The organism is Phaeodactylibacter xiamenensis, from assembly GCF_965229835.1.
GTDB lineage: Bacteria > Bacteroidota > Bacteroidia > Chitinophagales > Saprospiraceae > Phaeodactylibacter > Phaeodactylibacter xiamenensis.
This window is the reverse complement of record NZ_OZ245931.1, coordinates 2,249,379-2,261,868: the sequence shown is the minus strand read 5'-3', so window position 1 is coordinate 2,261,868 and position 12,490 is coordinate 2,249,379. Positions and strand designations below refer to the sequence as shown.

General features: G+C 48.5%; 8 protein-coding genes. 6 read left to right on the top strand and 2 right to left on the bottom strand.

Annotated features, from left to right (window positions below; all coding sequences use genetic code 11):
- Positions 1–120: 120 nt before the first annotated feature.
- Positions 121–1,887 (bottom strand): hypothetical protein, encoded by a 1,767-nt coding sequence (locus ACO08I_RS08345; RefSeq protein ID WP_421949047.1) that lies wholly within the window; start codon positions 1,885–1,887, stop codon positions 121–123.
- A gap of 36 nt (positions 1,888–1,923) precedes the next feature.
- Positions 1,924–2,622, bottom strand: coding sequence for a hypothetical protein (locus ACO08I_RS08340; RefSeq protein WP_421949046.1), 699 nt, complete (start codon positions 2,620–2,622; stop codon positions 1,924–1,926).
- Between the two features lie 655 nt (positions 2,623–3,277).
- Between ACO08I_RS08340 and ACO08I_RS08335 the strand changes: the two genes are divergently transcribed.
- The 6 genes from ACO08I_RS08335 to ACO08I_RS08310 all read left to right on the top strand — a co-directional run bounded on the left by ACO08I_RS08335 (position 3,278) and on the right by ACO08I_RS08310 (position 12,124).
- The gene (locus ACO08I_RS08335) at positions 3,278–4,483 is read left to right on the top strand and encodes a serine hydrolase domain-containing protein (protein ID WP_282781680.1); all 1,206 of its coding nucleotides are present in this window, start codon (positions 3,278–3,280) and stop codon (positions 4,481–4,483) included.
- Positions 4,483–5,082: a nucleotidyltransferase family protein gene (locus ACO08I_RS08330; RefSeq protein ID WP_421949045.1), complete on the top strand. Its 600-nt coding sequence runs from the start codon at positions 4,483–4,485 to the stop codon at positions 5,080–5,082. The genes ACO08I_RS08335 and ACO08I_RS08330 overlap by 1 nt, the downstream gene beginning before the upstream one ends.
- A 282-nt stretch (positions 5,083–5,364) precedes the next feature.
- Positions 5,365–5,976, top strand: coding sequence for a TetR/AcrR family transcriptional regulator (locus ACO08I_RS08325; RefSeq protein WP_282781682.1), 612 nt, complete (start codon positions 5,365–5,367; stop codon positions 5,974–5,976).
- A 24-nt stretch (positions 5,977–6,000) separates the two neighbouring features.
- Positions 6,001–7,413: a TolC family protein gene (locus ACO08I_RS08320; protein ID WP_282781684.1), complete on the top strand. Its 1,413-nt coding sequence runs from the start codon at positions 6,001–6,003 to the stop codon at positions 7,411–7,413.
- Positions 7,414–7,444: 31 nt separating this feature from the next.
- On the top strand, positions 7,445–8,611 hold the full coding sequence (locus tag ACO08I_RS08315) for an efflux RND transporter periplasmic adaptor subunit (RefSeq protein WP_282781685.1): 1,167 nt from the start codon (positions 7,445–7,447) through the stop codon (positions 8,609–8,611).
- Between the two features lie 72 nt (positions 8,612–8,683).
- Entirely contained in the window at positions 8,684–12,124 is a 3,441-nt protein-coding gene (locus ACO08I_RS08310) for an efflux RND transporter permease subunit (RefSeq protein WP_282781687.1), read from the top strand.
- The last annotated feature ends 366 nt before the right edge of the window (positions 12,125–12,490 follow it).

Genomic DNA, 12,490 nt, shown 5'->3' with positions numbered 1-12,490 from the left:
AACTGTACGGCCTATGTGCTAATATTTCAAGGGAAAGGAGGCAGGTGATGAAATAAAAAAGTAACGCCCCAAAACGGAGCGTTACCTAAGAATAATACTACTTAAACCTGTCGAAAAAACTTAGTTGATCGGAGCGTTCAGGAAATCGATATACTCCTGGCACGCCTGATCAGGTACGTTGATATTAGTGTAGTTGAAGAAAACAGTTTCTTCTATGCCGTCGTTGTCCGTATCTACGTAGTCCACGTCAATGGTTTCCATAAAGGGCATTCCCGGACCGTAGTTGTATACAGAACTTTCGATGATTACAGTTGAGTCTGCGGTTGGCACCTGAAGGTTAAACACACAGCGTTCGAGTGTCCGGTAGGAAATTCGGAAATCATAGTACTCTCCTTTTTCAAGCGCCATCGTGGAGCCCTCACCTTCATCCAGCCATCCTAGCGGGTTCCAAGCTGTATTGCCGGAAGGACGGAATTGAATAGGTAAGGTCGGCCGAACAACCAGGTTACTGAACGTGGAGCTGCAAGTGCCTGCAACATCTACAAAGAAGGTAGTACCTAACCCCACAGGAGGAGCTAGCACATCATCCAGGTTGATCGTCAGCTGATCGCCACAGGGAGCGAATAAGGGAGAAGTGTACAATGGTGTAGCATCTCCTTCAAATTGGTATATTTCAAACTGCACGACTGCTGGTGCATTCTGGAAGTTTGCTGGCACGATGAGGGTGATGACTTCACCATCGTAAAAGCGGGTGTTGTTAAATGTGCCTACCACGTTGCCGTTAACGGTATTGATTACTTCTACGTAGTAAAATGTTTGAGGACCATTTTGTGGCTGATTGACGTTTTCAATCAGGAACCGGGTTGGTGGGTTACAGTAGAAACGGCCACCAAAGAACCAGGTGGATAAGTGGGTCTGCTCAAACTCAGCGATGAGCTTGCCACCATTTTCACTGATTACGGAAGCCCGGCCTTCTTCCTGCCAGTCACCGATGCTTTCGTTGAAACTCCAGGCTTCCAGTTCATCACCTGTTTTTATAGGGGCTCCGGTTTCAGGGTGAGGTGTGCCGGAAGGTATTTCGACCTGCACTTTAACCGGCTTGTCAAACTGCTTAACTTCTCCTTCTGCGCCGTACATATCAATGGAGTAGACCGCAACCGGGGCAAAGTTAAGCTGGCCTAAGCTTTCGCCGTTTTTAGCACGTGCGTTATTGGCAAACAAGCTGGCAGGCGCCACTTTATTGGTGATCCGGTTCGTGTAATCATAGCTCACAACGTATGCATCGACATTACCGGAAATGGTCTTGCCGTTGCTGTCCATCATGCGGGTGTTGGGCGCAACCTCAATGCTGACCCGCTGTTTGTTATTGGCAGAAGGCGTGCGGGCGCTATACCGTTCAGTTGTGCCGTTGCTGCCCTGCTGAATGGATACCGTTTCCTGGTTCAACCCATCGAGGTTTGCACCGATCGGTAACATCCGAATGTTGTGCATTCTTCGGTCCGTATTATTAGTCAGCCGGAAAGTGCGGAACAAAGGCATATACCCTTCGGCCTCAAACTTAAGCGTAAATTCGAGCGGGTCTTCTTCGTCGAATTCAACAATTCTGCGGACAGCCAGCGACAGGAATGCAGCTTTCTTATCCACATCAGAGTAGCTAAGAGTGAGTTCGCGCTCGCCCAGTACGGTGAAAATCTGGTCCTTGTCAGCACCATAAGCTGTTACGCTTATGTCTTTAGGGACTTCAGCGCCATCGTAGTTGAGCACCTGAATGGTGATTGGGTTGATGAGCAGGTCGGTTTGTACATTGACAAACGTCCCTTCAAGCAAATCTTCCGGCTTGGTACAAGAGAAGGCAACCCATGCCATGATGGCAAATAAGGTATACATTCTCAAATTTTGTAGATGTAATCTTTTCATGATTAATTAAGGATTATCTTTAGGATCAATGGAATAGCCAAAACGTAAATTAAAGACTGGAAACCAGCGGTAGCCAGACATATTATTAGTCAGGATTTCAGCATTGTGTTCGTTGTTGCGGATTAGTGCTGTCCCGTTAATGAAAACTTCAGGGGCGCCTTTATAAAAGGTACCCATATCAAGGCTTACGGTCAGGCGGCGGGCAGGGTGTACCAGACGCCCCAGCGCAATACCAAAATAAGGGTTGAACCTAAGGTTGTAACGCAAGCCTCCGTATACATAGCCCAATTCGTCAGGCTCGAAATAAATGTCGTTGATTTTCAGAGGGTCTCTTAGTTTGATGGAGCCGCTAAAATCATTCATTAGAAATAGCCCCAGACCAGTCACCAACCGCAAATTGAGTTTGGAAGCAATAAGATGATCAACCAGTAGGCTTAAAGAAGAATTCCTGACGTTAAGGTTGATGGAGGCATATTGCTCGTAACGATTGAAGTTTGTTTCCCAGTCTCTGACATTAAAGTCCATGTAGCTAAAACAGCTTCGCAGCCAGGTCTTTCTGCCAATTGGGCGAGCGTAGTCAATACCTATCAGAGCAGTAGAACCCGTGAAAATACCCAGTGAATGCCTGCCGGTATCCAGGGGGCGTAGTGCTTCAGATTGCGCATACCCCTCTGCCGCCGCTGTAAGGCACAGCAGCAAGATCATTGGTTTAATGAGGGATAATACTCTAATCATGGGGCAAATTATTTCTAATACGCTAAGTAACCGAATCAACGGATACGTATTCGTTTGTGGCTTTAGTTTTAATTGGTAGAGTTGGAATTGTCTGGTAAAACGCCCAACATAACCCTTAGCCTCTTTTATAGCTCCTGAACAGGCAAAAGGCTGACATTCAGGTATCCCTGCCTGCCGCTTTCTTTTTTGGTTTTGTTCCTGGCTTTTTAGCCTGAGTGTTTGCTTAACGTAGAAGATGCGAATTGCCTAAGTGAAATCAAGGATTTCGCAGACTTTTTGAAACGCTTATCCCAGTGTGGATAAGCGGATTTATAATCGGTGGATGGGATTACCTTTGGCTTTAAGCTTAGGCGATTATGTGGTATGTATTATAGCTTCCGGTACATCAAACGAATCATAAAACTTTAAGTTTGTACTGTCAATTTCGTTTGTGTGCCTGCTAAGTTTACGTCAAAGCTACAAAAAAGGTTACAATAACAAAAAGAGAATTTGTTTAATCAGATAAAATCATTTGGGGAGCTGCCTCCTTTTTGAAGCTAAACAATGTTGTGCCTTAGGTCATTAGATTCTTGGGATTCTCGATTAGGACGCTTAAAATTGCAGTTGCGGAAGAAAAAAAGAGGATATGTTATCAAAGCGGATTACCGTTTTTGGGATGCTGTTAGGTATAGTCAGCCTGTTCATGTCGGTGGACATTATGGTCGCTGAAGGCGGGAGTATGGTGGTGCGTTCAGTTGAAAGACGAGCTGCTGTAACGAATGAGCCATTCCGGTCTTTCCTCAGCGGGTATGAAAAGGCACTGAGGCAGCAGTTGGAACAGGAAGGCGTACCCGGGGCTGCATGGGCCATCGTTAAAGATGGTGTTGTGGCAGCCATAGGGACCTACGGGGTTAAATCCTCAGAAGCGGACGATGCTGTAACGCCCGGCACGCTGTTCAGAATCGCCTCTCTGTCAAAAGGAGTAACCGGCGTGATCGCCGGGCAGTTAGTGGACGCGGGGCTGATAGACTGGTCTTCACCTTTTTGCGCTTATGCTCCCCGGCAGGCAGGCCATGCAGTTGAAGGGCTGGAAACACTGGAGTTGCAGCACTTTCTAACCCACACCACCGGACTGCCAAGGCATACTTATTCCAACTTGTTGAATATGGGGCGGCCTTATTCCAATATTTTAAGCCTTCTCCCATTGGTGAAGCCGGTACACCCTCCCGGCAGCTTTCACAATTATCAGAATGTGCTCTTTAACCTTGGGGCCGATATGCTCCGGGAATCCACGGGGCAAACCTTTGGTGCACTGGCGGAGGAATGGCTGTTCAGCCCGTTAGGCATGTACAGGGCTTCTGTGGGGTATGCTGCTTTTGTTGAGGACAGGGACAAAGCGATGCCCCACCGGCGGCTGGCTGAAGGGTACGCGACAGCGGCGGTAGAGCCTAACTTTTATGAAGTGCCCGGGGCGGCGGGAGTCAATGCTAGTATTATTGACATGGCAAAATGGTTGGTTGCCGTTAGTGGGCATCGCCCGGGTGTGCTGCCGGAACGGGTGTTGTCTGACGTGCTTTGCCCGGCAATCCCTATCCCGGCTGCCCGTATTATGCACCGCAACTGGACCGGGCTACAAGCCGGCTATTACGCAATGGGCTGGCGTGTTTTTGAAATTGATGATCAGTGGATCGTTGGCCATAGCGGTTACGTCAATGGCTTCCGTGCAGAAATTGCTTTCCTTCCAGAGGAGGATATAGGCATAGTAATACTCACCAACGCACCTAACCAAACGGTAGGAAATGCAGTCCCTTTCTTTTTTGACTTGTACAAAGAGCAAATTGCAGAACCGTGATGCCATCTGAAACAGCAACAGTCGGTGTGGTGCTCGCTGCCGGGGCTTCTTCCCGTATGGGGAAAGCCAAGCAATTGCTGGAACTCAATGGCCAGCCGTTGGTAGAACGGGTGAGCCGTCTGGCGCTTGAGGCTGGCTTCGGAGCGGTTGTCGTGGTGACCGGAGCCCGGCGGGTGGCTGTTGAAAGAGCGCTCCCTGATTTTGTGCATACAGTTTACAATCCCGATTGGGCTTCAGGGATGGGCAGTTCGGTTCATGCCGGCCTGTCTGCCGCCATTAGTCTTTTCCCGGAGCTTCAATATTCAGGCTTTTTGCTCACAGACCAACCTTATCTTACATCGGGCTTACTCCGGGATATGCTAAGCCAGTTACAGCAGAGTAGTGCACCGGGTGTCGCTGCCTGTTACAATGGAGGATTAGGAGTGCCTGCTGTCTTTCGTGCTACGCTTTTTTCGGACCTTTTGGCGCTTAATGGACAAAAAGGGGCCAAATCTGTCTTGCACAAATACCACGATACCCTGCTCTCTGTGCCGTTTCCTGAGGGTGCACTTGACCTGGACCTCCCCGAAGACTGGGAGCGGTTCATCAGGCAAGAATAGCCTAGCCTGTTTAAATGTTGATTTGGTTTAGGCTGACAGGCGGGAATTCATATCTTGCGCCCCTGTTTGTCCCGAAATTATATTTTGATCTAGGGTTTTCTGCTTGAATATTTTAGAACTTTTGCGGGTGTTTTGGGTTTCGTCGGCGAGCAGCAGCTGTTTGTCGGATAAGAGAAGCGCCTGGGCATAAATTTTAAAAAACTCAGGAAACTTTTAAACTCCTGCTGGTTTCCTATGTTTTTTGCTTGTAATTTTGCCACGGGCTACAAAACAAGCGTGCAATTGAAACAAGACATTATTAAGGCTTCATTTGATTTGTTCATGCGCTACGGCATAAAAAGCGTGACGATGGATGATATTGCCCGCGAACTGGGGATCTCCAAAAAAACGCTTTATCAGTACGTGAGCAATAAAGCGGAGCTGATAGAGCAGATATTTCATGCACATATAAGCGAGGAGAAATGCATGACGGAGGAAATCCGTTCCACCTCTTCAGATGCACTGGAAGAGATGCTGAGGATTGGCCGGTACGTAGTGGAGAAGCTTCGGTCGATGTCACCGACTACAGTTTACGACCTGCGGAAATACTATGGTACGATTTGGAAGAGAATGGAGTCGCAGATGAAGCAGCATGTATACGGCGTGATTAGTGACAATATTGAGCGGGGTATCAGGCAAGGCATATACCGCTCAGAGCTTAATCCGGAAATTATCGCCCGGCTTTATGTGGGCAAATCTGTACTCGTTGCTGATGAAGACGTTTTTGAAAGTGGAAAATACGACCTGGCTACTTTGCATCAGGAGTACATCCGCTACCATATACACGGTATTGCCTCCGAAAAGGGGCGGCAGCTATTGGCCAAACACCTGGCTGCAGAAGAACAAGAACAATAAACATCCAAAACCATAGCATAAAGAATGAAAATAAGGATTCACTCGACCTTTATGATGTTGCTGCTGGCTCTGCCATTGCTGGCACAGCAACAGGCTGTACAAATGTCATTAGATGATGCTATTGACTATGCGCTGGAGAACAGCCTTACTATCAAGGATGCCCAGATTGCAATTGCGGACGCAGAGCAGCAAATCGTAGAACGGCGTTCCACAGGTTTGCCACAAGTCAATGGCTCTCTCAATTACCAGCATTACCTTGCAGTGCCCCGGCAGCCATTGCCGGAGGGCTTTGACATCTTCGGGCTTTTTGGCCAGGTGCTGGCGGTAGATCTTTACGATCAATTGTCAAACCAAACACAGATGGCCGTTGACGATTCGTTTTCCGGTAATGGTGGCGGTGGTGGTGATGAGGGCATTGCCTTTTTCCTGCGCAATAACTTCACGGCCGGTATTGACGTCAATGCCATGATTTTTGACGGATCTTTCTTCGTGGCGCTGAAAGCTGCACGTGCTTACCGTCAGTATACCCTGCGTGATTTTGCTACTACACAGCGCGAAGTAGAGAACGCTGTCATTGAGGCTTACCTGCCTGTGCTTCTGGTGCAGGAAAACATCGGGCTCCTCGAAAAAAATATAAAAAATCTGGAGCAACTGCTTTTTGAAACCCGGGAGCTGTATAAAGCCGGGTTTGCGGAACAACTGGATATTGACCGGCAGGAGCTTTCATTGTCAAACCTGCGCATCGAGCGCGAAAACCTGGTGCGCCAGAAAGAGGTATCTCTGACCAACCTGAAATACACTATTGGTTTCCCGATTGACCAGCCCCTTGTCATTTCTGATGACCTCAATGCCATGACGATTGAAGCAGAGGCCTTGCTAAGTGAAGAAGCCAGCCCGGGTTCCAGGCCGGAAGTAGCTCTAATTGATCAGGCTATCCGAATGAATGAGCTGAACATTAAGCTTAATCAGGCGGGGTATTTACCAAGCCTGAACGCTTTCGGTGCCGTGCAGCAACAGTATCAGGGCAACGACTTTGAAACCGGCTTTTGGGCGCCTGCTGCCTATGTAGGGCTAAACATGAGCGTGCCTATCTTTGACGGGCTCAACAAGAAAGCCAAAATTCAGCGGGCACGCCTCGACCTCGAGAAGGCGAGAAACCAACGGGAGGACCTGATCCGGGGCATCAGTCTGGAAGTGGCGAATGCACAGACCAATTTCCGCAATGCTTCCAACCGCCTGAGCAGCCAGCAAAAGAACCTCGATCTGGCAGAGCGGATATACGAAACCGCTCAGGTGAAATACCGTGAAGGTGTAGGCTCCAGCCTAGAAGTAACTCAGGCAGAACAGAGCCTCTACACCACACAAAGTAACTACATGCAGGCACTCTATGACGTACTGCAGTCCAAAGCGCGTCTGGAGATGGCGCTCGGCAAGTAAATTTTATCCACAAAAACACCAATATCACATCATGAAATACATCATCCCGATTGTCGCACTTTTGATGGCCCTGCTCGTAGGTTGTCAGCCTGCTGCCAATGAAGAAGGGGAACTGCCGGAATCGCTGGAAGAAAAGCGCACCCTGCTCAAGGAAAAGCGCAGTGAGCTCAGCAAGCTTACCCAGGAAGTGGAAAAACTTGAAAAAGCTATTGCCGTTCAGGACCCTACTATGGTGGCTAAAAACAGAAAGCTGGTCACCACCGCACCAGTGGAGCGTACGAACTTTGAGCACTTTGTGGAAATCCAGGCTTCAGTCGCTGCCGATGACTACATCAATGTCACAAGTGAAGTGGCCGGGCGCATTCTCAACCTGACCGTGGAAGAAGGAGATAATGTCCGCAAAGGGCAGTTGATTGCTGAGTTGGACCTGGAACAGCTGGATAAGCAAATGGCGGAGCTCGAAAAGTCGTTGGAGCTGGCAAGTACGGTCTTCGAGCGTCAAAAGCGCCTCTGGGACCAGAATATCGGTTCTGAAATACAGTACCTGGAAGCTAAAAACAGCAAGGAGCGCCTGGAGAAAAGTATGGAGACGCTGGAATTCCAGATGACTAAGTCTAAGGTGTACGCTCCTGTAAGCGGGGTAGTGGAAGAAGTTTACCTAAAGAGCGGCGAGCTGGCTTCTCCGGGTATGCCCATTGTTCAGTTGCTGAACCCCAACCGGCTGAAAGCCGTTGCTGATGTACCCGAATCTTACCTGCGCGCCGTTAAACAGGGTGAACAGGTGAAGGTGGCTTTCCCTGCTCTGGACGAGGAGCAGATGGCCATTATCACCATGATTGGCCGCACTATCGACCCTTCCAACCGGACCTTTGATGTGGAAGCCCGGATTTCGGCATCCAGCCCGCTGATTAAGCCTAATTTACTGGCAACGATGTTCATCAAGGACAAGGAAGCAGAGGATGTCGTAACTATCCCTCTGGAAATGGTTCAGCAGGAAGTAGGCGGAAAAGACTATGTCTATATTTTGGAAGACAGCAATTCTGGTGCCTTCGCCCGAAAGGTATATGTGAAAACCGGCGATGCTTACGATGGGCAGATTGTTATTAAATCTGGCCTGAAGGGTGGAGAAACCCTGATAATGGAAGGAGCACGTGGCCTGGCTAATAATGAGCCCGTTGAAGTAAAGCAGGAAGGTTAAGCACTCACTAAAAGCAGTACTTCAGTTGGGCGGCCTGCCCGCATAGCTGAATACTGGCACAAAATCACGCACATGGCTGAAGAAAATAAGCAAAAAGATAAATTACGGCAGTTTAGCCTGTCTTCACTGGCCGTAGATAATGGGACAAGTGTGTTCATCCTCACGCTAATGATCCTGATTTTCGGGATTCAGTCTTACCAGAATATGCCCAAAGAGCAATTTCCGGAAGTAGACTGGCCAACGGTATATGTCAATACGCCTTACTTTGGCAACTCTGCTGCGGATATTGAAAACCTGGTAACCCGGCCTATCGAAAAAGAGCTGCAGTCGATTACCGGCATTAAGGACATCAAATCCACCTCTATCCAGGATTATTCGGTGATTACGGCGGAATTCTCTGCTGATATGGATTTGGATGACGCCGTCCGTAAGGTTAAGGACGCTGTGGATAAAGCCAAAAGCGAATTGCCCAATGATCTGGACCAAGAGCCTACCGTCCTGGATATCAACCTGTCTGAAATTCCGATCGTCACGGTAAATATATCCGGTGACTATACCAACGATGAACTTCGCAGCTATGCCGAGTTCCTGCAGGATGAGATTGAAACCCTGGACGAAATCTCGGAAGTAGAGCTCAAGGGCGCCAGGGAGCGGGAGGTTAAGGTGGATATCGACCTGCCTAAGATGGAGTCTATGCAGGTCACTTTTCGGGATATTGAGAATGCAATCACTTCAGAGAACATTACGATGTCCGGAGGGGAATTGCTTAATGACGACTTCCGCCGTGCCATTCGGGTAAAGGGGGAGTTTGAGGACGTTTCTGAGCTGGAGGAGATGATCGTCAAGAGTGAGAATCAGCGCCCGATATACCTGCGGGAAATTGCTAATGTGACATTTGGCTACAAAGACCCCACCAGTATAGCCCGTTCGGATGGCTTTCCGGTCATTTCTCTGGATGTCATCAAGCGGCAGGGCGAAAACCTCCTCGATGCTTCTGATAAGATTAAGGTCATTGTGGATGATGCACGTGCAGAGTTGCCGGAAGACCTGAAAATCAGCCTGTTCAATGATCAGTCTGTCAATACCCGTGATCAGGTGAGCAACCTTGAAAACAGTATCATCTCCGGGGTGATCCTGGTGGTGGTGGTACTGTTGTTCTTCTTAGGTTTGCGCAATGCTTTGTTTGTCGGGCTTGCTATTCCGTTGTCTATGCTCATGGGGATACTGTTCCTGTCGCTGACCGGGGTTACCATGAATATTGTGGTACTCTTTGCCCTCATACTGGCATTAGGGCTTCTTGTAGACAATGCAATTGTAGTCGTGGAGAATATCTACCGATACATGCAGATTGGTTATAATGGCTGGGACGCTGCCAAATATGGGGCGGGCGAGGTAGCCATGCCAATTATCGCTTCTACAGCGACCACGCTGGCGGCTTTCCTGCCACTGGCGTTCTGGCCTGGTATTATGGGAGAATTCCTCAAGTACCTGCCCATCACTTTGATTATTGTGCTGACTTCCTCACTCATTGTGGCATTGGTGATCAATACTGTCTTTACCAGCCGTTTTATGAAAGTGGACGAGCGGGCGGATGACCCCGCAGTGCGTAAGCGCAGACAAACAAATGTGCTGATCGGGGCAGCTGTAATGCTCGTCCTGGCAGTGGTTTTTCACTTCACTGGGTTTGATGCTGGGCGCAATTTACTGGGCATTGCCCTCATTGTAACCCTGATCAACTGGTTCCTGCTAAGACCGGCAGCATTTAAGTTTCAGAATAACTTTTTGCCGGTATTGGAGAACTCGTACGACAAGTTTATCCGTGGCGCCCTGCGTGTGCCTGGGGTAATCTTCGGAGGCACCTTCGTGCTGTTGTTTGCAGCCCTTGCGCTATTGGCGGTGAATATGCCGAAGGTTGAGTTTTTCCCTTCCGCTGATCCCTTGTATGTCAATGTTTTTGTGGATATGCCGCTGGGTACAGATATCAATGCTACCTACGAATCGGTACAGGAAGTCGAGGCGCGGGTAAGCAAAGCAATTGAACCCTATCAGGGCATTGTTGAGGCTGTACTGACTCAGATAGGTGAGAATACAGCAGACCCCAATGGCCCACCAGAGCCCGGTGCTTCTCCGCAGAAAGCCCGTCTGACCGTTTCCTTTGTGCCGTCTAAGGACCGGGGCGAACTGTCTACCTTTGATGCAATGGAGGATATTCGGGAAGCCGTTCGTGGTATCCCCGGCGTGAAAATCACCGTTGATAAAAATGCCGATGGCCCTAACGCGGGTAAACCGATCAACCTGGAAATCCAGGGAGAGGATATTGATCAGCTGGCTATTCTTTCTGAAGATGTGATCAATTATATCAACTCCAAAAACATCCCAGGTATTGAAGAGTTGCAGGCCGATATAAAAATTGGCAAGCCCGAGTTGATTATAAATGTCGACAGGGAAGCGGCCCGCCGTTATGGGGTATCCACGTTTGATATTGCAAATGCAGTGCGTACGGCTGTCTTCGGTAAAGAAGTCTCTAAGTTTAAGGAAGGAGAGGATGAGTATCCCATCTTTATCCGTTTGGATGAAAAGTACCGCTACGATATTGATGACCTGCTCAATCAGCGTATCACCTTCCGCAGCCCGGCCACGGGGCAGATTTCTCAGGTGCCGATTTCTGCAGTTGCAGACATTAAGTTTACGTCTACTTACAGCTCCATTAAGCGGAAAAACCTGGACCGGGTGATTACCATTTACTCGAATGTACTCGAAGGATATTATCCTAATGAAATCATCCCTGAGATAGACCGATGGATGGCGGCCTACGATCTGCCGGAAGGGTTTACCTACGAGTTTACCGGGGAGCAGCAGCAGCAGGCGGAAGATATGGACTTCCTTTACACGGCTTTCGGGATAGCGCTATTCTCCATATTCCTGATTATCGTAGCGCAGTTTAACTCTGTTGCCTCGCCCTTTATTATTATCCTTTCAGTGCTCTTCAGCACGATTGGGGTATTTCTGGGGTATGCCTTCGGTGGGCGCGATATCTCCGTGATCTTCACCGGGGTAGGGATTATTTCTCTGGCCGGTGTTGTCGTGAATAATGCTATTGTTTTGATCGATTTTACGAACATACTGGTAGACCGCAAACAGAAAGAGCTGGGCTACTCGAAAAATCAATTCCTGGAATCAGAGGATATGAAGGAGGCGATTATTCAGGGCGGTGCGACCCGTCTGCGGCCGGTATTGCTGACGGCTATCACTACAGTTCTTGGTCTTGTTCCATTGGCGGTTGGGTTTAACTTCAACTTCTTCACGCTGATCACCGACCTGGACCCGCAAATATTTATTGGAGGGGATAATACAGCCATTTGGGGCCCTATGGCCTGGACTGTCATCTATGGTTTGGTATTCGCTACTTTCCTGACTTTGATTGTGGTGCCGGTAATGTACTATCTGGCCTACCGCCTGAAAGTGGGCGTATTGAAAGTCTTTGGAAAAGAGCCTGCACCTTCGGCAGTCTAATCAGCTGAGTGGATTCGAGGCGAATCAGAGCCCACTACCGCACTTTATGGTGTTGTAGTGGGCTTGTTATTTTAGGTTGCTTGTATTTTTTGCTTGGGTGTATACGTTGCAGGGGCTGGAAGGCGTTTTTTAAAACGTAAACTGTGATGGGATAAGTCTGATGGGAATCAGATTCATGTAGCCAACTTATAAGGAGAAAAAAGTTGGGGCTTTTTTTCGCAGAAACGGACTTTAAATCAACCGGGAAGGCTTGTATTTTTGTTACCGATTGTCAGAAAAATATAGAGGTTGGAATAGTTTAAACCTCTTTTTAATTAAGGGTTTTGAGAGCCGGAAAGCGCTGACTACTCAAAATGCTCCGTTGTT

What these genes read in the sequence shown, in the direction of transcription:
- ACO08I_RS08315 (WP_282781685.1), top strand. Translation starts at nt 7,445, where the DNA reads ATGAAATACATCATCCCGATTGTCGCACTTTTGATGGCCCTGCTCGTA.
- ACO08I_RS08320 (WP_282781684.1), top strand. Translation starts at nt 6,001, where the DNA reads ATGAAAATAAGGATTCACTCGACCTTTATGATGTTGCTGCTGGCTCTG.
- ACO08I_RS08330 (WP_421949045.1), top strand. Translation starts at nt 4,483, where the DNA reads ATGCCATCTGAAACAGCAACAGTCGGTGTGGTGCTCGCTGCCGGGGCT.
- ACO08I_RS08310 (WP_282781687.1), top strand. Translation starts at nt 8,684, where the DNA reads ATGGCTGAAGAAAATAAGCAAAAAGATAAATTACGGCAGTTTAGCCTG.
- ACO08I_RS08335 (WP_282781680.1), top strand. Translation starts at nt 3,278, where the DNA reads ATGTTATCAAAGCGGATTACCGTTTTTGGGATGCTGTTAGGTATAGTC.
- ACO08I_RS08340 (WP_421949046.1), bottom strand. Translation starts at nt 2,622, where the DNA reads ATGATCTTGCTGCTGTGCCTTACAGCGGCGGCAGAGGGGTATGCGCAA.
- ACO08I_RS08345 (WP_421949047.1), bottom strand. Translation starts at nt 1,887, where the DNA reads ATGTATACCTTATTTGCCATCATGGCATGGGTTGCCTTCTCTTGTACC.